The sequence below is a fragment of the Streptomyces sp. JN8 genome, assembly GCF_055808075.1.
Genome location: NZ_CM147852.1, coordinates 4,160,501 through 4,180,743, shown reverse-complemented (window position 1 = coordinate 4,180,743; position 20,243 = coordinate 4,160,501). Strand labels below are relative to the sequence as shown.

The 20,243-nt window shown below is 72.1% G+C and carries 17 protein-coding genes; 9 read left to right on the top strand and 8 right to left on the bottom strand.

The annotated features are described in order from the left end of the window. Positions 1 to 36: 36 nt before the first annotated feature. Positions 37 to 417: a cyclophilin-like fold protein gene (locus ACY0MR_RS18350; RefSeq protein WP_473554122.1), complete on the bottom strand. Its 381-nt coding sequence runs from the start codon at positions 415 to 417 to the stop codon at positions 37 to 39. Between the two features lie 203 nt (positions 418 to 620). Here ACY0MR_RS18350 and ACY0MR_RS18345 point away from each other — a divergent pair, with 203 nt between their 5' ends. From ACY0MR_RS18345 to ACY0MR_RS18330, 4 genes are read left to right on the top strand one after another with little or no spacing between them, the layout of a single operon-like run. Beyond that, a complete protein-coding gene (locus ACY0MR_RS18345) occupies positions 621 to 2,129 on the top strand; it encodes a cytochrome ubiquinol oxidase subunit I (RefSeq protein WP_361857841.1) in 1,509 nt (502 codons plus the stop codon). Positions 2,130 to 2,147: 18 nt separating this feature from the next. Continuing rightward, a complete protein-coding gene (gene cydB, locus ACY0MR_RS18340) occupies positions 2,148 to 3,149 on the top strand; it encodes a cytochrome d ubiquinol oxidase subunit II (protein WP_388800827.1) in 1,002 nt (333 codons plus the stop codon). 19 nt (positions 3,150 to 3,168) lie between these two features. After that, positions 3,169 to 6,846 carry a thiol reductant ABC exporter subunit CydD gene (gene cydD, locus ACY0MR_RS18335; protein WP_473554119.1) on the top strand — a complete coding sequence of 1,226 codons (3,678 nt, stop codon included), beginning with the start codon at positions 3,169 to 3,171 and terminating at the stop codon, positions 6,844 to 6,846. A gap of 54 nt (positions 6,847 to 6,900) precedes the next feature. Next, complete coding sequence (locus ACY0MR_RS18330; RefSeq protein ID WP_473554117.1) at positions 6,901 to 8,613, top strand: GAF domain-containing sensor histidine kinase; 1,713 nt, start codon at positions 6,901 to 6,903, stop codon at positions 8,611 to 8,613. A 15-nt stretch (positions 8,614 to 8,628) separates the two neighbouring features. On the opposite strand, the gene ACY0MR_RS18325 is transcribed toward ACY0MR_RS18330, so the two are convergent. After that, positions 8,629 to 9,510 carry a Cof-type HAD-IIB family hydrolase gene (locus ACY0MR_RS18325; protein ID WP_473554116.1) on the bottom strand — a complete coding sequence of 294 codons (882 nt, stop codon included), beginning with the start codon at positions 9,508 to 9,510 and terminating at the stop codon, positions 8,629 to 8,631. Between the two features lie 262 nt (positions 9,511 to 9,772). Between ACY0MR_RS18325 and ACY0MR_RS18320 the strand changes: the two genes are divergently transcribed. Further along, positions 9,773 to 10,360 carry a DUF6083 domain-containing protein gene (locus ACY0MR_RS18320; protein ID WP_473554113.1) on the top strand — a complete coding sequence of 196 codons (588 nt, stop codon included), beginning with the start codon at positions 9,773 to 9,775 and terminating at the stop codon, positions 10,358 to 10,360. A gap of 194 nt (positions 10,361 to 10,554) precedes the next feature. Here ACY0MR_RS18320 and ACY0MR_RS18315 read toward each other — a convergent pair whose 3' ends face one another. The 6 genes from ACY0MR_RS18315 to ACY0MR_RS18290 all read right to left on the bottom strand — a co-directional run bounded on the left by ACY0MR_RS18315 (position 10,555) and on the right by ACY0MR_RS18290 (position 16,362). Continuing rightward, complete coding sequence (locus ACY0MR_RS18315) at positions 10,555 to 11,448, bottom strand: LLM class flavin-dependent oxidoreductase (protein WP_361852756.1); 894 nt, start codon at positions 11,446 to 11,448, stop codon at positions 10,555 to 10,557. A 24-nt stretch (positions 11,449 to 11,472) separates the two neighbouring features. After that, entirely contained in the window at positions 11,473 to 11,925 is a 453-nt protein-coding gene (locus ACY0MR_RS18310) for a hypothetical protein (RefSeq protein WP_473554111.1), read from the bottom strand. A gap of 37 nt (positions 11,926 to 11,962) precedes the next feature. After that, on the bottom strand, positions 11,963 to 12,547 hold the full coding sequence (locus tag ACY0MR_RS18305; protein ID WP_361852750.1) for an RNA 2'-phosphotransferase: 585 nt from the start codon (positions 12,545 to 12,547) through the stop codon (positions 11,963 to 11,965). A gap of 143 nt (positions 12,548 to 12,690) precedes the next feature. Beyond that, positions 12,691 to 13,617, bottom strand: coding sequence for a MerR family transcriptional regulator (locus ACY0MR_RS18300; RefSeq protein WP_404084074.1), 927 nt, complete (start codon positions 13,615 to 13,617; stop codon positions 12,691 to 12,693). 106 nt (positions 13,618 to 13,723) lie between these two features. Next, positions 13,724 to 15,517 carry an SDR family oxidoreductase gene (locus ACY0MR_RS18295; RefSeq protein ID WP_473554108.1) on the bottom strand — a complete coding sequence of 598 codons (1,794 nt, stop codon included), beginning with the start codon at positions 15,515 to 15,517 and terminating at the stop codon, positions 13,724 to 13,726. Beyond that, a complete protein-coding gene (locus ACY0MR_RS18290) occupies positions 15,517 to 16,362 on the bottom strand; it encodes a M24 family metallopeptidase (protein ID WP_361852741.1) in 846 nt (281 codons plus the stop codon). The genes ACY0MR_RS18295 and ACY0MR_RS18290 overlap by 1 nt, the downstream gene beginning before the upstream one ends. Positions 16,363 to 16,636: 274 nt before the next feature. Here ACY0MR_RS18290 and ACY0MR_RS18285 point away from each other — a divergent pair, with 274 nt between their 5' ends. The 4 genes from ACY0MR_RS18285 to ACY0MR_RS18270 are packed head-to-tail and all read left to right on the top strand — an operon-like array spanning position 16,637 to position 20,193. After that, positions 16,637 to 17,599 (top strand): ABC transporter ATP-binding protein, encoded by a 963-nt coding sequence (locus tag ACY0MR_RS18285; protein ID WP_388801228.1) that lies wholly within the window; start codon positions 16,637 to 16,639, stop codon positions 17,597 to 17,599. Then, positions 17,596 to 18,498 (top strand): ABC transporter permease, encoded by a 903-nt coding sequence (locus ACY0MR_RS18280; RefSeq protein ID WP_473554106.1) that lies wholly within the window; start codon positions 17,596 to 17,598, stop codon positions 18,496 to 18,498. The genes ACY0MR_RS18285 and ACY0MR_RS18280 overlap by 4 nt, the downstream gene beginning before the upstream one ends. 49 nt (positions 18,499 to 18,547) lie before the next feature. Then, the gene (locus tag ACY0MR_RS18275; protein ID WP_473554104.1) at positions 18,548 to 19,459 is read left to right on the top strand and encodes an ABC transporter ATP-binding protein; all 912 of its coding nucleotides are present in this window, start codon (positions 18,548 to 18,550) and stop codon (positions 19,457 to 19,459) included. Between the two features lie 14 nt (positions 19,460 to 19,473). After that, positions 19,474 to 20,193 (top strand): ABC transporter permease, encoded by a 720-nt coding sequence (locus ACY0MR_RS18270; protein ID WP_473554101.1) that lies wholly within the window; start codon positions 19,474 to 19,476, stop codon positions 20,191 to 20,193. Positions 20,194 to 20,243 lie beyond the last annotated feature (50 nt).

Sequence of the window (20,243 nt, the reverse complement as noted above, 5' to 3'; positions counted from 1 at the left end):
TACGGTCTCGGCCCTCCGCCCGCGGTCCCGTCCGCGTCAGTCGGCTGCGCGCTCCACCCGGATCGGGTCGCCGTCGCGGACGGTGGCCAGGATCCTCGGGTCGTCGTCGAGCGCGCCGAGGACGTTGCAGGGGCTCGCGAGCCGGCACTCGTCGCCCCGCGAGATCGGGGTGGGGCCGTAGGGCAGGGCGAGCGCGTCGCCGTCCGTCCAGAACGCGACCGTGCCGGGATCGACGACCTGGCGCGCGCCGTCCTCGACGGCCACGGAGACCGGGGTGTCGAAGTAGACCTCCTCGCCCCAGGTCCGGGCGATGGAGGAGATCGGGAGGGCCCCCGCGAGCGCTGCGCTCGTGGGGGTCTCCTCAAGGGTGGCCGTGGTGTGTCCGGCCGGCCAGACGATGCGTATCCGAAGGGTCATGCCCCGGATTCAACAATATGTTGAAGGTTCTGGGAAGGGTCGGCCTTCAGTAGGGGGCCCCGCATGAAGGTACGGATTTCGTATGAGTGATAATGCTTGTGAATGTGAACGCGTTCACAAGCGTGTCCTGGTTCGTCCCGTAATAGGTGGGATCAACGGGGCAAACTGCCGATGTGACCACGGCGATGTAAGGAGAGAACGACGTGGACCTAGCTCTGGCGCCAGAGACCTTGGCGCGCTGGCAGTTCGGCATCACCACCGTCTACCACTTCCTCTTCGTCCCCCTGACGATCTCCCTCGCGGCCCTCACCGCCGGCCTCCAGACGGCATGGGTACGGACGGAGAACGAGAAGTACCTCAGGGCGACGAAGTTCTGGGGCAAGCTCTTCCTGATCAACATCGCCATGGGTGTGGTCACCGGCATCGTGCAGGAGTTCCAGTTCGGCATGAACTGGTCCGACTACTCGCGCTTCGTCGGTGACATCTTCGGGGCGCCGCTGGCCTTCGAGGCGCTCATCGCCTTCTTCTTCGAGTCGACCTTCATCGGCCTGTGGATCTTCGGCTGGGACAAGCTCCCCAAGCGGATCCACCTCGCCTGCATCTGGATGGTGTCGATCGGCACGATCCTCTCGGCGTACTTCATCCTCGCGGCCAACTCCTGGATGCAGCACCCGGTCGGCTACCGGATCAACGAGGAGCGGGGCCGGGCCGAGCTCACCGACTTCTGGCAGGTGCTCACCCAGAACACCGCGCTCACCCAGTTCTTCCACACCATGACCGCGGCCTTCCTGGTCGGCGGTGCGTTCATGGTCGGCATCGCCGCCTTCCACCTGGCGCGCAAGAAGCACATCCCGGTGATGCGGACCTCGCTCCGGCTCGGCCTGATCACCCTGATCATCGCCGGTCTCGGCACCGCCATCAGCGGTGACCTGCTCGGCAAGGTCATGTTCAAGCAGCAGCCCATGAAGATGGCCGCCGCCGAGGCCCTCTGGGACGGCGAGGCGCCCGCCCCGTTCTCGATCTTCGCGTACGGCGACGTCGACAAGGGCCACAACAAGGTGGCCATAGAGATCCCGGGTCTGCTGTCGTTCCTGGCGAACGACGACTTCAGCTCGTACGTCCCGGGCATCAACGACATCAACAAGGCCGAGCAGGAGAAGTTCGGGCCCGGTGACTACCGGCCCAACATCCCCGTCGCCTACTGGGGCTTCCGCTGGATGATCGGCTTCGGCATGGCCTCGCTGACCATCGGGATGATCGGCCTCTGGCTGACCCGCAAGAAGTTCATGCTGGCACCGGGGCTGAGGACCGGTGAGGACGAAGTGCCGAACCTGGTCCTGTTCAAGCGGAAGGCGCTCAGCCCCCGCCTGGGCAGGTGGTACTGGATCGTGGCCCTCTGGACCATGGCGTTCCCGCTGATCGCCAACTCCTGGGGCTGGATCTTCACCGAGATGGGCCGTCAGCCCTGGGTCGTCTACGGCGTGCTGCGCACCCGGGACGCGGTCTCCCCCGGCACCACCACGGCCGAGGTGCTCACCTCGATGATCGTCTTCACCGCGCTCTACGCCGTGCTCGCCGTGATCGAGGTCAAGCTCCTCGTGAAGTACATCAAGGCCGGCCCGCCGGAGCTCACCGAGGACGACCTCAACCCGCCCACCAAGATCGGCGGGGACTCTCGTGACCCCGACCGCCCCATGGCCTTCTCGTACTGAGGCTCAGGAGATCGAGGCATGGAACTCCACGACGTCTGGTTCGTACTCATCGCCGTCCTCTGGATCGGCTACTTCTTCCTTGAGGGCTTCGACTTCGGGGTCGGCATCCTCACCAAGCTGCTCGCCCGCGACCGGCCCGAGAAGCGCGTCCTCATCAACACCATCGGGCCCGTCTGGGACGGCAACGAGGTGTGGCTGCTCACCGCGGGCGGCGCGACCTTCGCCGCCTTCCCCGAGTGGTACGCGACGCTCTTCTCCGGCTTCTACCTGCCCCTGCTGATCATCCTGGTCTGCCTGATCATCCGGGGCGTCGCCTTCGAGTACCGGGCGAAGCGGCCCGAGGAGGACTGGCAGCGCAACTGGGAGCAGGCCATCTTCTGGACCTCGCTCATCCCCGCGTTCCTCTGGGGCGTGGCCTTCGCCAACATCGTCCGCGGTGTGAAGATCGACGCGGACATGGAGTTCGTCGGGAGCTTCTGGGAGCTCCTCAACCCGTACGCGCTCCTCGGCGGCCTGGTCACGCTCACCCTCTTCACCTTCCACGGAGCGGTCTTCGTCTCCCTCAAGACGGTCGGTGACATCCGGGGCCGGGCGCGGGCCCTCGCCCTCAAGCTGGGCCTGATCACGGCGGTGGCCGCGCTCGGCTTCCTGATCTGGACCCAGCTCGACACCGGGGACGGCTGGAGCCTGGCGGCGATGCTGATCGCCGTGGTGGCCCTGGTCGGAGCGATCTTCGCGATCAAGGTGGGGCGCGAAGGGTGGTCGTTCGCCCTCTCCGGCGTCACCATCACGGCCGCCGTGGCGATGCTCTTCCTCGCGCTCTTCCCGGACGTCATGCCGTCTTCACTCAACCCGGAGTGGAGCCTTACCGTGACGAACGCCTCGTCGAGCCCGTACACGCTCAAGATCATGACCTGGTGCGCGGCGATCGCGACCCCGCTGGTGCTGCTCTACCAGAGCTGGACCTACTGGGTGTTCCGCAAGCGGATCGGTACGCAGCACATCGCCGGAACCCACTAGCCGGCCCTCTCCAGGGAGCATGTTTCACGTGAAACCGATCGATCCGCGCCTGCTCCGGTACGCCAGGGCCACCCGTCTCTTCCTGATCGCGGTGGTCGGCCTCGGCCTGGTCGGGGCGGCGCTGGTCATCGCCCAGGCGATGCTCATCGCCGAGATCGTGGTGGGGTCCTTCCAGAAGGGCCAGTCGGTTTCCACCCTGACCACCCCCCTGCTGCTGCTCGTGGGCATCGCGGCGGCGCGGGGGCTGGTCTCCTGGCTGACCGAGCTCGCCGCCCACCGGGCGAGCGCGGCGGTCAAGTCCGAACTCCGCGGCCGGCTCCTGGTCCAGGCGTCCGCCCTCGGACCGGGCTGGCTCAGCGGCCAGCGGGCCGGCTCGCTGATCGCCCTCGCCACCCGTGGAGTGGACGCCCTCGACGACTACTTCGCCCGCTATCTGCCCCAGCTCGGGCTCGCCGTCGTGGTGCCCGTGGCCGTGCTGGCCCGCATCGTCACCGAGGACTGGGTGTCGGCCGCGATCATCGTGGTCACCCTGCCGCTCATCCCGGTCTTCATGACCCTCATCGGCTGGTACACCCAGGCCCGCATGGACCGGCAGTGGAAGCTGCTCTCCCGGCTCTCCGGACACTTCCTGGACGTGGTGGCCGGGCTCCCCACCCTCAAGATCTTCGGCCGGGCGAAGGCCCAGGCCGAGTCGATCCGCGCGATCACCTCCGAGTACCGCCGGGCGACCATGCGCACGCTGCGGATCGCCTTCCTCTCCTCCTTCGCCCTGGAGCTCCTCGCGACGCTGTCCGTCGCGCTCGTCGCCGTGACCATCGGCATGCGACTCGTCCACGGCGAACTCGACCTGTACACCGGTCTCGTCATCCTCATCCTGGCGCCCGAGGCGTATCTGCCGCTGCGGCAGGTCGGCGCGCAGTTCCACGCGGCGGCGGAAGGGCTCGCCGCGGCGGAGGAGATCTTCGACGTCCTGGAGGAGCCGGTACGCGACGGGGGCGGCCGTCCGGCGCCCGAGTCGGTACGGCTGGAGCTCCAGGACGTGACGGTGCGCCACGCCGGGCGCGCCGAGCCCTCGCTGGACGCGATGCACCTCACCGTCGAGCCCGGGGAGACGGTGGCCCTGGTCGGACCGAGCGGGGCCGGGAAGTCGACCCTGCTCGACGTCGTCCTCGGCTTCGCCGTGCCGGAGGACGGCGGTTCCGTACGGGTCGGGGGCGAGCCGCTCGCCTCGCTGGATCCGGAGGCCTGGCGGTCGCGGATCGCCTGGGTGCCGCAGCGGCCCCACCTCTTCGCCGGGACGATCGCCGAGAACGTCCGGCTCGCCCGCCCGGACGCCTCTGACGAGGCCGTCCGGGACGCCCTGCGGGACGCCGGGGCGGACGGGTTCGTGGCGGAGCTGCCGCGGGGACTCGACACCCCGCTCGGCGAGGACGGAGCCGGACTCTCGGCGGGGCAGCGGCAGCGGCTCGCGCTGGCGCGCGGCTTCCTCGCCGACCGGCCGCTGCTGCTGCTCGACGAACCGACGGCGGCGCTGGACGGCGAGACGGAGGCGGGGATCGTCGACGCGGTCCGCCGGCTGGCGGCGGGGCGGACGGTGCTGCTGGTCGCCCATCGGCCGGCGCTGCTCGCGGTCGCGGACCGGGTCGTGACGGTCGGCGGCGGCGCGTCCGACGGCTCCGCGGACGACGGCTCCGCGTCCGGGTCCACGTACAGCTCCGTGTCCGGCGGCTCCGCGTCCGGCTCCGTGTCCGGCGGCTCCGCGTCCGTCGGCTCCGTGGACGGCGGGCGCCCGGAGCGGGCGGAAGCGGTCCGGGACGGCGGGGCGGCCGGAACCGACCTCGCCACGGGATCCCGTCCGGAGGGAGTCGCGGAACCCCGCGCCGAGCGGTCCCCCGCCACCGGGACGGCCATGCTCGGACGCGTGCGGGCGATGGCGGGGGAGCTCAGGGGACGGATGGGACTCGCCCTGCTCCTCGGAAGCCTCGCCCTCGGCTCCGCCGTGGGACTCATGGCCGTGTCCGGCTGGCTCATCTCCCGCGCCTCCGAACAGCCCCCCGTGCTCTACCTGATGGTCGCCGTCACCGCCACGCGCGCCTTCGGCATCGGCCGGGCCGTCTTCCGCTACGCCGAGCGGCTCGTCTCGCACGACGCCGTCCTGCGGATGCTCGCCGAACTCCGGGTTTCCGTCTTCCGGCGGCTGGAGCGGATCGCGCCCGCCGGACTGCGCCGCACCCGCCGCGGCGACCTGCTCTCCCGGCTCGTCCAGGACGTCGACGCGCTCCAGGACTACTGGCTCCGCTGGCTCCTGCCGGCCGGTGCCGCGCTCGTGGTGGGACTCGCCTCCGTCGGGTTCACCGCCTGGCTGCTCCCCGAGGCCGGCGCCGTCCTCGCCGCGGGCCTGCTCGTCGCGGGCGTCCTCGTGCCGGCGGTCAGCGGTGCGCTGGCCCGCCGCGCCGAACGGCGGCTCGCCCCCGCGCGCGGCGCCCTGGCGACCGCCGTGGCCGACCTGCTGCGCGGCTGCGCCGAGCTGACCGTGGCCGGCGCCCTGCGGGACAGGATCGAACGGACGCGGGCCGCCGACCGCACCCTCACCGGCATCGCCTCCCGGCAGGCCGCGGCCGCCGCGCTCGGCGCCGGGCTCTCCGCCCTGGTCTGCGGCGTGACGGTCGCGGGCGCCGCGGTCGTCGGCGTCCAGGCCGTGGCGGACGGGCGGCTCGCCGGGGTGGCGCTGGCCGTGGTCGTCCTCACCCCGCTCGCCGCCTTCGAGGCCGTCACCGGTCTGCCGCTCGCCGTCCAGTACCGCCAGCGCGTCAGGCACAGCGCCGAGCGGGTCTTCGAGGTGCTCGACGCGCCCGTCCCCGTCCACGAGCCGGTCCGGCCCGAGACTCCCCCGGCGAGCCCCTTCCCGGTGGAGCTCACCGGACTCTCCGCCCGGCACGCCGGGCAGGAGAGGGAGGCGCTCGCCGGCTTCCGGCTCACCCTGGAGGCCGGGCGCAGGGTCGCCGTCGTCGGCGCCTCGGGCTCCGGCAAGACCACCCTCGCCCAGGTGCTGCTGCGGTTCCTGGACGTGGAGTCCGGCATGTACCGGCTCGGCGGGGTGCCCGCCTGGGAGCTCGACGGCGACGCGGTCCGGCGGCTCGTCGGCCTCTGCGCCCAGGACGCCCACCTCTTCGACAGCTCCGTCCGGGAGAACCTGCGGCTCGCCCGGACCGGTGCGAGCGACGAGGAGCTCCGCGAGGCACTGCGCCGCGCCCGGCTGCTCGACTGGGTCGACGGACTGCCGCAGGGCCTCGACACCCTCGTGGGCGAGCACGGCTCCCGGCTGTCCGGCGGGCAGCGGCAGCGCCTGGCGCTGGCCCGCGCGCTGCTCGCCGACTTCCCCGTCCTCGTCCTCGACGAACCGGCGGAGCACCTGGACCTGGCCACCGCCGACGCGCTCACCGACGATCTGCTCCGGGCCACCGAAGGCCGGACGACGGTCCTCATCACCCACCGGCTGCACGGACTCGACGCGGTCGACGAGGTCCTCGTCCTCGACGGGGGCAGGACGGTGCAGCGCGGCCCGTACGCCGAGCTCGCCGAGGCCGAAGGACCGCTGCGCCGGATGCTGGAGCAGGAGCGGGAGACCGATCTGCTGGCCGTCGGCGCGGGCGCGGCGGCGGCCCTCGGGACCGATCGGGAACCGCTCGTGTCCTGATCCCGGGCGCCGCCTGACTTTTCTCGCCAAATAGGACTAACTAGGCTCAAGCCCATGACCGCCGCAGCGTCCGAAGCCCCGGACCCCCTGGAAGCCGCCACCCAGGCCACCCGCAGCCTCCAGGGGCTGTCCACGGAGCTCACCGCCCGCGTTCCGCAGCTCCTCGAAGCCATGCGCTCGGTGGGCACGGGGCTCGAACTGCACTCCACCCTCGACCGGATCTGCGAGACCGCCGCCGAACTCGCCGACGCCCGCTACGCCGCCATCGGCGTCGTCGACGAAGAGGGCAAGGGACTCTCCGACTTCGTCACCTTCGGCGTCGACGAGGAGGTGGCCCGCCGGATCGGGCGCCGGCCCGACGGACACGCGGGGCTGCTCGGCGCGCTCATCCGCGACCCGCAGACGATCCGCCTCGCCGACCTGTCCGCCGATCCGCGCGCCGCGGGCTTCCCGCCGGGGCATCCGCCGATGCGGACCTTCCTCGGGGTGCCCATCCGGGTCCAGGGCGAGATCTTCGGCAATCTGTACCTCGCGGAGAAGCGGGGCGGCGACGAGTTCAACGACTACGACGTCCACATGGTCCGGGTGCTCGCCACCGAGGCGGGCATCGCCATCGGCAACGCGCGGCTGTACGAGGCCGCCCGCCAGCGCGAGCGGTGGATCGACGGCTCCGTGGCCGTCACCACCGCGCTGCTCTCCGGCGGCGACGCGGACGACGCCCTCACGGTCGTCGCCGAGCAGGCCCGCCGACTCGCCGACGCCGACGCCGGGATCGTGCTCCTGCCCTCCGAGGACGGCGGCCTGGAGATCGTCGCCGTCTCCTCGCCCCGGCCCACGAAGTCGCTCGGCGTGGTGATCCCGCCGGAGAGCCCCGTGGTGCAGCGGCTCCTGGAGGGCGAGGCGGTCTTCGTGGCGGACGCCTCCAGCGATCCCCGCATGATCAGCCGGCTGACCTCCCCGTACGGCCCCAGCATGATGCTGCCGCTGCAGAGCGGCGGGCGGGTGCTGGGCGCGCTCGCCACGCCCCGGGTGCGGGGCGGGCGCCAGTTCACCGAGACGGAGCGGACGCTGGCCACCCAGTTCGCCTCGCAGGCGGCGCTGGCCCTGATGATGGCCGACGCGCAGCGGGACCGGGAGCGCCTCGCCGTGTACGAGGACCGCGACCGTATCGCCCGCGATCTGCACGATCTCGTCATCCAGCGGCTCTTCGCCACCGGCATGATGCTGGAGAGCGCCCAGCGCCGCTCGATCGTGCCGGCGGTGCGCGAGGGCGTCGGGAAGGCCGTGGACGAGCTGGACGTGACGATCCAGGAGATCCGTACGGCGATCTTCGCGCTCCAGCAGGGTCCCGCGGAGGCTCCGTCGGGGCTGCGCACCCGGGTCCTGCGGGAGATCAACATGGCGGCCGTGCCGCTCGGCTTCAAGCCCGCGCACCGCTTCCTCGGCGCGATCGACGCGACGGTCGGCGAGCTCACCGGCAAGAACCTCATCGCCGCCCTGCGCGAGGCGCTGTCCAACGCCTTCCGGCACGCGGAGGCGAGCCGGATCGAGGTGGTCGTCGACGCCGGCGTGACCCTGCCCGACGGTTCCGCCGGAGTACGGCTGGAGGTGGCCGACGACGGCATCGGCCTCCCGAAGGGCGGGCGCCGCAGCGGACTGCGGAACCTGGCGCGGCGGGCCGAGTCGCTGGGCGGGGCGAGCTGGTGCGGCCCGGGCCTCGGAGAGGACGGCGGCGGTACGACGGTGATCTGGGAGGCGCCGCTGTAAGGACGGTCGTCCGCCTCAGCCCCGCGGTGCCGTCGTCCCGGCGGCGCGCAGGGCGTCCGCCACCAGCTGCTCGACGACGACGGCGACGCCGTCCTCGTTGTTACCGACCGTGCGGCCGGAGGCGGCGGCGATCACCTCGGGGTGCGACTGGCCCATCGCGTACGAGCGGCCCGCCCAGCTCAGCATCTCGATGTCGTTGGGCATGTCGCCGAAGGCGGCGACCTCGTCGGCGGTGATCCCCCGCTCGGCGCAGCATTGGGCCAGGGTGGAGGCCTTGGAGACGCCGAGGCCGCTGATCTCGATGAGGGCGGTGGGCCCCGAGCGGGTGAAGGAGGCCCGGTGCCCGGCGGCCTCCCGGGCCAGGGCCAGGAACGCGTCGGGGTCGAGGTCCGGGTGCTTGGCGAGCAGCTTGAGGACGGGGGCCGCGGCGCCGGGGGCCTCTTCGAAGAGGAGCTTCTCGGCGGTGGCGACGGTCGCCCCGGGGTCGAGGTGGAACGGCGGGTAGTGCGGTTCGTAGTGGATTCCGGTGGTGAGCTCGACCGCGAACGAGGTGCCGGGCGCGGCGGCGCGCAGGGCCGTGACGACGTCCATGGCGGCCGGGCGCTCCAGCGGACGCACCTCCAGGAAGGTGCCTCCGGCGTGGAGGTCGACCACGGCGGCGCCGTTGGCGCAGATCGCGAGGCCGTGGCCGTGGACGTGCTCGCTGACGACGTCCATCCAGCGGGCCGGGCGGCCGGTGACGAAGAAGACCTCGATCCCGGCCTGCTCGGCGGCGGCGAGGGCGGCGATCGTGCGCTCGGACAGGGTCTTGTCGTCGCGCAGGAGGGTGCCGTCGAGATCGGTGGCGATCAGCCGGACCGTCGGGGCGGGCGTGCGCGGGGATCGGGGAGAGGTCACCGCACCATTCTTCCGCACCGAACGCACGGGCGTGCGGGGAGCCGCACATATGAGTGGCCGGTTTCGGGTGACAGGCTTTTCCGGGCGGCCGGGGGCTTACGCCCCGACGTGGCCGTAAACGTCCGTTCGTTTTCGGGCTGACGGGGAAGGTCCCTGGGAGCTGATGACGTCTCGAGGGGGGCGGAGCATGGGCTCGGGCCGGAGAAACGACGAGTGCGACTCCTGCGGCGCGCCGTACGGGACGTGGGTCCCGAGTCTCGGCATGGCCCTCTGCCCCGGGTGCGAGGGGCGGGGCGCGGCGCAGCCGGCACGGGACCCGGTGCTGGTCGGCGACGTCCTCGCGGGACTGGTCGACGCCGCGTCGTTCGCGGTGAGGGGCGGCGCCGTCCGGGACGTCCGGTGCGGAGAGGCGACGGCGGACGTCCCGCGCCTGGCCGTCGCCGTGCCGGAGCCCCGCTCCGGGGGGACGGCACCGTCCCGTACCGGACGATCCGTGGGGGAGGCCCGGTCTGGAGGGTCGGTGCCGGAGCCCCGCGCCGGGGGGTCCGCGCCGCGTGCCGTGGCCCCGGCCATCTCGGCCTGCCCGCGGTGCGGGGGCCGGGGCGTCTGGTACCGGACGGCGCAGGGCCGCTGGATCATGATCGAGCCCGGTGAACTGGCGTCCTCCGCCGTCCCGGCCGCCAGCCGCTGGCAGCTCGCGGGGGACGGGACCGTGGTCCGGCCCGGGTCCGCCGCCCCGTCCCAGAGGTGCCGGGTCGGGCATGCCGACGTCTGCGCGGCGGGCCCGGAGCCGGTCGGCTCCCCCGTGCTGCTGGCGCTGTGGCGGGGCCACGCCCGGCGGATCGCCTGATCCACCGGGCGCCCGGGCCGGAGCCGCGACCGGGCGGCACGGCCGGGACCGCGACGGGCCGGGACCGGCGGGGCCGGGCCGCGCCCGCGCACAGCTCGGCCGCGACCGCGCCCGCGGGCTCGGCCGCGACGGGGAGCGGCACGGTCCCGAGCGGGGTGCCGGGGCCTCGGGGGCCCGGCACCGGCAGCGGATCGTCAGTCCAGCTGGGCGAGCGCCTCGGTGGCGATCCGCTCGAACACCTGCTGGTCGGCGGCGAAGTCCGAGTCCGGGATGGGCCAGTGGATCACGAGCTCGGTGAAGCCGAGTTCGCGGTGCCGTCCCGCGAAGTCGACGAACGCGTCGACGGACTCCAGCGGCCGGCCGCGGTCCGGGGTGAAGCCCGTCAGCAGGACCTTGTCGAGCTCGGCGACCTCGCGTCCGGTCTCGGCGCAGGCCTTGCCGAGCTTCTCGATCTGGCCCCGCAGCGCCGCCACCGACTGCTCCGGAGTGCCGGTCTCGAAGATCTTCGGGTCGCCCGTGGTCACCCACGCCTGGCCGTGGCGGGCCGCCAGCCTCAGGCCCCGGGGGCCGGTCGCCGCGACCGCGAAGGGCAGCCGGGGGCGCTGGACGCAGCCGGGGATGTTCCGGGCCTCGTCCGCCGAGTAGAAGGTGCCCCGCTGGGAGACGGCGTCCTCGGTGAGGAGCCGGTCGAGCAGCGGCACGAACTCGGCGAAGCGGTCGGCGCGCTCTTTCGGCGTCCACGGCTCCTGCCCCAGCACCGTGGCGTCGAAGCCGTTGCCGCCCGCGCCGATGCCGAGCGTGACGCGTCCGCCGGAGATGTCGTCGAGCGTGATCAGCTCCTTGGCGAGCGTCACGGGATGGCGGAAATTGGGCGAGGTCACGAGGGTGCCGAGCCGGATCCGGGTGGTGGCCGCGGCCGCTGCCGTGAGGGTGGGCAGCGCCCCGAACCACGGGCCGTCACGGAAGGTCCGCCAGGACAGGTGGTCGTAGGTGTAAGCGGCGTGGAAGCCGAGTTCTTCGGCCCGCTGCCAGGTCTTCTGCCCCTCGCTCCATCGGTGGATGGGGAGGATCACCGTACTCAAGCGCATGACGGCCACGATACGCGCGGGGGATCAGCGGACGTTGCGGTTCATCCAGGGGGTGAGGGAGGTGCCGGAGACGAGTTCCTTGTACGTCTCGTCGCCGGGGAGCGGCACGACGAGCCACCAGCCCGGCGGGAAGAATCGTCCCTTCACGTGGGCGAGGCCGCCGTGGACGGCGCGGACGAAGGCGGGTACGGCGTCGCGCGGGACGTCCGCGAACTCGATGCCCTCGACGATGATCCGGGCGTCGTCCTCGGGGAAGATCTGGACCGTGACGGCGGGAGTGCCGCCGAGTTCGACGTAGGCCTCGTGCGGGAGCGAGCCGTCGTCGTCGAGGACGGCGAACGCGTCCGCGGAGGTGCGGCGGGACGTCCGGTCGGCGCCGATGTCGTCGGTCACCGTCATCTCCAGGTGGAACTCCCGGGCGAGTTCGCGGATCGCGACGACGGCTGCTTCGGTGCTGGGCAGGTGCGGGTGGGCCATGGGAACGATCATGCCTCAGGGGTCGTTCGGCCCGGCCTCAGCCCGGAAGGCGGAGGAACTCCGGCGGGACGGCGTCCGCGAGCCAGACCCCGTTGGCGCTGACGCGGAAGACGTGTCCGGCCCGGTGCATGGCTCCGGCGTCGACGGCGATCACGATCGGCCGGCCGCGGCGGGCGCCGACCCGGGTCGCGGTCTCCCGGTCGGGGGAGAGGTGCACGTGGTGGCGGGCCATGGGGCGCAGCCCCTCCGCCCGGATCGCGGGGAGCGCCGCGGCGACCGTGCCGTGGTAGAGGTACGCGGGCGGTTCCGCCGGGGGCAGGTCGAGGTCCACCTCGACGGTGTGGCCCTGGCTGGCGCGGATGCGGGTGCCCTCGACGGCGAAGCGCTTCTTGTCGTTGGTCGCGACGACGTGGTCGAGTTCGGCCCGGGTGATGGGGAGGCCGTTCCGGGCGAGGGCGGCGAGCAGGGTGTCGATCTCGGTCCACCCCTGCGGGTCGAGGACGAGGCCGATGCGCTCGGGCTGGTGACGCAGATGCTTCGACAGGTACTTCGAGATGCGCACCGTGCGGCGCTCGTCCGGTGGCTGCGGCCGGGGTTGCTCCCGGGGCTGGTCTCTGGTCATTCCGTCAGGATGGCGGAGCGCGGATCGCCGATCCATTGATTTTGGTACACAGGTTTGATCCACAGCCAAAGCGAGTTATCCACAGGGTAGTTGGCGATTCTGTGGACAACACACCTATCATTCCGAGTAAATTGGGTAAATTGTCACTCATCGCGCGGAGTTGAGGCAAGCACGTCCAATGTCCTCTTGTGTACCTCTCGTTCGGCAGCCGCCGCGACGAAGGCGGCGACACCCTCCGAGCCGACGAGATCCTGAACGGCCCGCACCGTCCCCGCCGGTAGCGCGACCGGCCGGGGCTCGTCGTCCCGCACCGGCGGCGCGTCCGGCGACAGATGGAGCTGAAGGTGCCGGGTGGCCAACAGTCGCATCGCCCGCGCCAGTTCGGCGTCCACGGTCTGCTGGGCCAGCGGCCTGAGGCGGCGGACCATCGTCGCGGCCTCGTGCGCGTCGGCGTCCGTCGGCGGCCGGTGCTCCAGATAGCGGGCGAAGACGTGCTCGGTCGTGAACTCCAGGAAACGGGACGCTATGTGCTCCACCTGGTCCCGAAGTTCCCTCAGATGCCCGGTGATCGCACCGAGCGGAACGCCCGCCGCGTACAACTCGGCCGCCACGGCGAGCTCCTGGGGGCTCGGTACGAGGTACTCCTCCGTCTCCCGGTCCGGCAGCGGCTCCAGTACGCCGAGCTCGACGGCCTCCAGGATGGCCGCCTCGTCCGGTGTGCCGCCGAAGCGGGCCTCCAGCTCCGCCCGGGAGATCCGGTCGGCCTGCTCGTCCGTCCACGGACCGTGCACCTCGGCGACGAGGCCGAGCACCCCGCCGAGCCCCCGACCGGTGTCCCAGGCCTCCAGGAGCTCCTTGATCGAGGCCAGCGTGTAGCCCCGGTCGAGGAGGTCGGCGATCTGCCGGAGCCGCGCGAGGTGCGCGTCCCCGTACACGTTCGACCTGCCCCGCCGCTCCGGTCGGGGCAGCAGCCCACGGTCCTGGTAGGCGCGGATCGTGCGGACCGTGGCGCCGCTGTGGTGGGCGAGATCCTCGATCCGGTACTCCGGCTGTGCTGACTGCTCGGACAAACCCGCTCCCACCGACCGCTCGCTCCACCCCGCCGCCGCGGGGCCCCTGTGCAGGCCACCGATCGTACGACCGCCGCGCGGCGAGGGCCCCCGCGCGGTCCGACCGCTACGCCGGCGGCTGCCACCGCGCGAAGGCCCGGAGCGTGCCCGGGCTGAGCCGCGACAGGACGTGCGCGCCCCGCGCCTCGGGGGTCACCGGGACCACCGCGCGGTTGTGCAGGACCGCCGCCAGGATCGCGTCCGCGACCTTCTCCGGCGGGAAGTTGCGCAGCCCGTACAGCCGGGAGGCCTTCCGCCGGCGCCGCTTCTCCTCCGCCTCGTCGCTGACGCCCGCGAACCGGGCCGTCGCCGTGATGTTGGTGTTGACGATGCCGGGGCATATCGCGGAGACCCCGATGCCCTGCTCGGCCAACTCGGCGCGCAGGCACTCGCTCAGCATCAGCACCGCGGCCTTCGAGGTGCTGTACGCCGGGAGGGCCCGGGAGGGCTGGAACGCCGCGGCGGACGCGGTGTTGACGATGTGGCCGCCCTGGCCGCGGGCCGTCATCTGCGCGCCGAAGAGGCGGGATCCGTGGATCACGCCCCACAGGTTGACGTCGAGGACCCGCTTCCACTCCTCGGCGGTCGTGTCGAAGAAGGACCCGGTGAGCCCGATGCCCGCGTTGTTGACGAGGACGTCGACCACTCCGTACTCGCTCGCCACCCTGGCGGCGAGCTTCTCCATGGCATGCTCGTCGGCGACGTCGACGGTCTCGCCCCAGGCCTCGGGGGCCCCGATCAGCCGGGCCATGCCGGCCGTGCGGGCCGCGCCCTCGGCGTCCCGGTCGACGGCGACGACCCGGGCCCCGGCCTCCGCGAAGGCGAAGGCGGTGGCGCGTCCGATGCCGCTGGCGGCACCGGTCACCAGGACCAGCTGCCCGCCGAACCGCTCCGCGTACGCCGGCTTCACCCCGCTCCTCGCCGCCTTCGCCGCGACGGGCACGGCGGCCCGGGTCGCCGGGTCCTCATGGGCCCGGACGAAGTCGCCGATCCAGGCGGAGAGCTGGTCGGGCCGGGTGCGGGGCACCCAGTGCTTCGCGGGCAGCGTGCGCCGGGTCAGGTCGGGGACCCAGTCGCCCAGGTCGTCGTAGAGCCGCTCGGAGAGGAAGGCGTCGCCGGTCGGGGTGATCAGCTGCACGGGCGCGTGCGCGTACGCGTCGGGGCGCGGCCGGCCGAGGCGGGACCGGACGTTGTCCCGGTAGAGCCAGGCGCCGTGCGCCGCGTCGCTCGGCAGCGACGGGGTCGGGTAGTCGCCGGCCGGGACCTTCTCGACGCGCTCCAGGATCCTCGGCCAGCGCTTGCCGAGCGGGCCGCGCCAGGCGAGCTCCGGCAGCACGGGGGTGTGCAGCATGTACACGTACCAGGACTTGGCCCCCTGACCGAGGAGCTGGCCGACCCGGCGCGGGGTGGGCCGGCTCATCCGCCGCTTGATCCAGTGCCCGAAGTGGTCGAGGGAGGGCCCCGACATCGAGGTGAAGGAGGCGATCCGGCCCTCGGTGCGGGGGACGGTCACGAACTCCCAGGACTGCACCGACCCCCAGTCGTGGCCGACGAGGTGGACCGGCCGGTCAGGGCTGACGGCGTCGGCGACCGCGAGGAAGTCGTCCGTCAGCTTCTCCAGGGTGAAGCCGCCGCGCAGCGGCGTCGGAGCCGTCGAGCGGCCGTGGCCGCGGATGTCGTAGAGGACGACGTGGAAGTCCTCGGCGAGCCGGCCGGCGACCTCCGTCCACACCTCCTTGGAGTCCGGGTAGCCGTGCACGAGCAGCACGGTGGGCCGGCCCTCCTCGCCGAGCTCGGCGACGCACAGTTCGATCCCGCCCGTACGGACCCAGCGCTCCCGCGCTCCGTTCAGCCCCGCCATCAGACCGCTCCCTCGTTCCAGCGCCGCACGTGCGGCAGATCGTCGTCCAGCCAGAACGCGCTCTGCTCGGGATCCTCGGAGTCGGTGACGACCAGGATCTCCTCGAACTTCGCGCCCGTCCCCCGGAATCCGAGGTGCGGCTCGACCGCCCACAGGCCCGGCTGCGGAGGGTGGTCGGAGAAGGTGTACGGCGACCAGAGCGGCGACCAGCCGTCCCGGTGGCCGTGCAGGGCGTCGCTCGCGAGGCCCTTGAGCGCCTGGGTGCCGAAGCCGAAGACGGTCGGCGACCAACGGCGCTCCTTCACCCGGTCGATCTTGTGGGCGATGACGCCGAAGGGGTAGGCCCGGTGCCGGTTCGCGTACCCCTGGCGGACCATGAGGCGGTCGACGTCCTGGTAGATCTCGCGGAGCGTGCGGCGCTCGCGCACCTCGCGCAGGATCAGCTCGCGGTGCTCCCTGAGGTCGGCGAGCAGCTTGTCGTGCAGCGGGTCGAGGCCGAGGCAGCCGCTGTAGCCGATGTCGGCCGTGTACCCCTTGAACACCGGGGCCATGTCGAGGATGAACGGCATCCCCGGTTCGAGGCGCCGGTTCGTCGGGAAGAACTGCAGCGGGATCCTGAAGTCGGTGAAGGCGGTGCGGTCCCCGAACCAGGCGAACGGCCGGTGGAACCAGTCCCGGACACCCCGCTCGTACAGCCACTCGCGCTGCATCCGGGCGGCCTCGCGTTCGGTCACGCCCGGCTTGAGCTGCGCCGCGACGGCCTCCGCGCACGCGTAGGAGAGCCGCTGCACTTCCCTGAACCCCCGCAGCTCCGCGGAGAGTTCGCCTGTCACTGGTGAGGCCATGCCACCCGCCGTCCCGTGTGAGCGCCCGACTGCGCTACGCGTCCGTAACTTGACACCGATGAATGTGACAATGCTCGGCGGCTGCGTCAAGGGGTCGGACGGCGCCCTGTGGAAAACCGGTCGTCCCACCCGCGCCGCGGGGAGCCGCGGACCCGGGCGGAAAGACTTTCGTCGCGAGCTCCCCTACTGGCATGTACTCCTCTGGTCGGACAAGGATCGAGCCGTTGGGCTGACGACCCCTGTGGCGCAGGCCACTACCGTCGGAGGCGTGACTGTGATCGCGACCGAAAGCCTCAGCAAGCGGTACCCCCGGGTGACCGCTCTTGACCGGCTCTCCCTGGACATCGGGCCCGGTGTGACCGGACTCGTGGGTGCCAACGGAGCCGGCAAGTCCACCATGATCAAGATCCTGCTCGGGCTCGCCCCCGCCACGGAGGGCACCGCCCACGTCCTCGGGATGGACGTCCGCACGTCGGGCGCCGAGATCCGCGAGCGCGTGGGCTACATGCCCGAGCACGACTGCCTGCCGCCGGACGTCTCGGCCACCGAGTTCGTCGTCCACATGGCGCGGATGTCCGGGCTGCCCGCGACCGCCGCCCGCGAGCGGACCGCCGACACCCTGCGGCACGTCGGTCTGTACGAGGAGCGGTACCGCCCGATGGGCGGCTACTCGACCGGCATGAAGCAGCGCGTGAAGCTCGCCCAGGCCCTGGTCCACGACCCGAAGCTGGTCCTCCTGGACGAGCCGACCAACGGTCTGGACCCGGTCGGCCGGGACGAGATGCTGGGGCTGATCCGCCGGGTCTGGACCGACTTCGGCATCTCGGTCCTGGTCACCTCGCACCTGCTCGGCGAGCTGGAGCGCACCTGCGACCACGTCGTCGTCATCGACGGCGGCCGGCTCCTGCGCTCCAGCTCCACCAGCGACTTCACCCGGCAGACCACGACGCTCGCCGTCGAGGTGACCGACTCCGACACGCACACCGACGGCACGGCGGCCCTCCGGGCGGCCCTCGCCGCCGCGGGCGTCACCCTCCACGAGGGCGTGGAGGAGGGCCTGCCCGGTGCCGGGCACATCCTCCTCCTGGAGGCCCCGGGCGAGGAGACGTACGACCTCGTGCGGGACACCGTCGCCGACCTCGGCCTCGGTCTCGTCCGCATGGAGCAGCGCCGCCACCACATCGCCGAGGTCTTCCGCCCCGAGGCGTCCCAGCACGAGGAGGTGCCGGCCCGATGAGCACCCCCGCCCCCCAGGCCGCTCCCGACACGACCCGCATCCACAACATCGGCTACCGCTCCTACGACGGCCCGCGCCTCGGCCGGGCGTACGCGCGCAGGTCGCTGTTCTCGCAGTCCCTGCGCGGCGCGTACGGACTGGGCCGCAGCGCCAAGTCCAAGGTGCTGCCGATGCTGCTCTTCGGCGTGATGTGCGTACCCGCGCTGATCATCGTCGCGGTCGCGGTCGTCACCAAGCAGTCCAAGCTGTCGATCGAGTACACGCAGTACGCGATCTTCCTCCAGGTCGTCATCGGCATCTACCTGGCCTCGCAGGCGCCGCAGTCGGTCTCCCGCGACCTCCGGTTCAGGACCGTGCCGCTGTACTTCTCCCGGCCGATCGAGCGCGCGGACTACGTGCTCGCCAAGTTCGGCGCGATGGCCTCGGCGCTGTTCCTGCTGACCGCGGTTCCGCTGCTCATCCTCTGGATCGGCTCGCTGCTGGCCAAGATGGACTTCGGGACGCAGACGCGGATGTTCGGTCAGGGACTGGTCTCCGTGGCCCTGCTCTCGCTGCTCTTCGGCGGCGTCGGGCTGGTCATGGCGGCGCTCACCCCGCGCCGCGGCTTCGGCGTCGCCGCCGTGATCGGCCTGCTCACGATCTCGTACGGAGCGGTCTCGACGCTCCAGGGCATCGCGTACGGCACGGACAACCCGGGCGCCATCTCCTGGCTCGGCCTGTTCTCGCCGATCACGCTCATCGACGGCGTGCAGACCGCCTTCCTCGGCGCGCCCTCCTCCTTCCCCGGCGGCGAGGGACCGGGCGCCGGCACCGGCGCGGTCTATCTGCTGGTCGTCCTCGCGCTCGTCGCCGGCTCGTACGGCATCCTGATGCGCCGCTACCGAAAGGTCGGGCTGTGACAGCCCTCCCGTCGCCCGCCACCACCCCTCTAAGGAATGGGCCGCGCCCATGAGCATCCTCACCATCGACCACGTCTCCCGCTGGTTCGGAAACGTCGTGGCCGTGAACGACGTCACGATGACGGTGGGCCCGGGTGTCACCGGCCTCCTCGGGCCGAACGGCGCGGGAAAGTCCACCCTGATCAACATGATGGGCGGCTTCCTCGACCCCTCCACCGGCAGCGTCACCCTCGACGGGCAGACGATCTGGGGGAACGAGTCGGTCTACCGCGAGATCGGTGTCGTGCCCGAGCGCGAGGCGATGTACGACTTCCTCACCGGCCGCGAGTTCGTCGTGGCCAACGCCGAACTCCAGGGCCTCGGCGCCACGGAGGCCCAGCGGGCCCTGGCGACGGTCGAGATGGAGCACGCGCAGGACCGCAAGATCTCCACGTACAGCAAGGGCATGAGGCAGCGCGTGAAGATGGCGTCGGCCCTGGTGCACGACCCGTCGGTGCTGCTGCTCGACGAGCCGTTCAACGGCATGGACCCGCGCCAGCGCATGCAGCTGATGGACCTGCTGCGGCAGATGGGCGCGGACGGCCGCACGGTGCTGTTCTCCTCGCACATCCTGGAGGAGGTCGAGCAGCTCGCCTCCCACATCGAGGTGATCGTGGCCGGCCGCCACGCGGCCTCCGGCGACTTCCGCAGGATCCGCTGGCTGATGACGGACCGCCCGCACCGCTACCTGGTCCGCTCCAGCGACGACCGGGCACTGGCCGCGGCGCTGATCGCCGACCCGTCGACGGCGGGGATCGAGGTCGACCACGCCGAGGGCGGGCTGCGCGTGCAGGCCGTGGACTTCGGCCGGTTCACCGAGCTGCTGCCGAAGGTCGCGCGCGAGCGCGGGATCCGCCTGCTGACGGTCTCGCCCTCGGACGAGTCCCTCGAATCGGTCTTCTCGTACCTCGTCGCGGCCTGAAAGGAGCCTGACCGATGTACAACCCCACAGTCGCCCGGCTCACCTACCGGGCCCTCCTCGGCCGCCGCCGGGCCCTGATCCTGTTCCTGCTGCCCGCCATGCTGCTGCTGATCTCGGCGGCGGTGCGCGCCTTCAACGGCGCGGACGACCAGGTCGCGGCCGATGTCCTGGGCGGCTTCGCGCTGGCCACGATGGTCCCGCTGATCGGCGTGATCGCCGGTACGGGCGCGATCGGCCCGGAGATCGACGACGGCTCGATCGTCTACCTGCTGTCGAAGCCGGTGAAGCGGCCCTCGATCATCTTCACCAAGCTGATCGTCGCGATCGCGGTGACGATGGTCTTCTCGGCGGTGCCGACGTTCGTCGCCGGCTTCATCCTCAACGGCAACGGCCAGCAGGTGGCCGTGGCGTACACGGTGGCGGCGCTCGTGGCCTCCATCGCGTACAGCGTGCTGTTCCTGCTGCTCGGCACGATCAGCCGCCACGCCGTGGTCATCGGCCTGGTCTACGCCCTGGTGTGGGAGGCCCTGTTCGGTTCCCTGATCGAGGGCGCGCGGACCCTGAGCGTCCAGCAGTGGGCGCTCGCCCTGGCCGAGAAGGTCACCGGCGACGGCCTGGTCACCTCGGAGGTGAGCCTCACCACGGCGGTCGTGCTCCTCACCGCCGTCACGGTCGTGGCGACCTGGTTCGCCGGGTTCAAGCTCCGCACGCTGAAGCTGGCGGGCGAGGAGTAGCAGCGGACACGCACGCGGTACGGCTCCGAGGCCGGGCGCCCCATCCCGGG

Coding starts and splice junctions, on each gene's coding strand:
- ACY0MR_RS18350 (WP_473554122.1), bottom strand. CDS start 417: ATGACCCTTCGGATACGCATCGTCTGGCCGGCCGGACACACCACGGCC.
- cydB (WP_388800827.1), top strand. CDS start 2,148: ATGGAACTCCACGACGTCTGGTTCGTACTCATCGCCGTCCTCTGGATC.
- cydD (WP_473554119.1), top strand. CDS start 3,169: ATGTTTCACGTGAAACCGATCGATCCGCGCCTGCTCCGGTACGCCAGG.
- ACY0MR_RS18330 (WP_473554117.1), top strand. CDS start 6,901: ATGACCGCCGCAGCGTCCGAAGCCCCGGACCCCCTGGAAGCCGCCACC.
- ACY0MR_RS18320 (WP_473554113.1), top strand. CDS start 9,773: ATGGCCCTCTGCCCCGGGTGCGAGGGGCGGGGCGCGGCGCAGCCGGCA.
- ACY0MR_RS18315 (WP_361852756.1), bottom strand. CDS start 11,448: ATGCGCTTGAGTACGGTGATCCTCCCCATCCACCGATGGAGCGAGGGG.
- ACY0MR_RS18310 (WP_473554111.1), bottom strand. CDS start 11,925: ATGGCCCACCCGCACCTGCCCAGCACCGAAGCAGCCGTCGTCGCGATC.
- ACY0MR_RS18305 (WP_361852750.1), bottom strand. CDS start 12,547: ATGACCAGAGACCAGCCCCGGGAGCAACCCCGGCCGCAGCCACCGGAC.
- ACY0MR_RS18295 (WP_473554108.1), bottom strand. CDS start 15,517: ATGGCGGGGCTGAACGGAGCGCGGGAGCGCTGGGTCCGTACGGGCGGG.
- ACY0MR_RS18290 (WP_361852741.1), bottom strand. CDS start 16,362: ATGGCCTCACCAGTGACAGGCGAACTCTCCGCGGAGCTGCGGGGGTTC.
- ACY0MR_RS18280 (WP_473554106.1), top strand. CDS start 17,596: ATGAGCACCCCCGCCCCCCAGGCCGCTCCCGACACGACCCGCATCCAC.
- ACY0MR_RS18275 (WP_473554104.1), top strand. CDS start 18,548: ATGAGCATCCTCACCATCGACCACGTCTCCCGCTGGTTCGGAAACGTC.
- ACY0MR_RS18270 (WP_473554101.1), top strand. CDS start 19,474: ATGTACAACCCCACAGTCGCCCGGCTCACCTACCGGGCCCTCCTCGGC.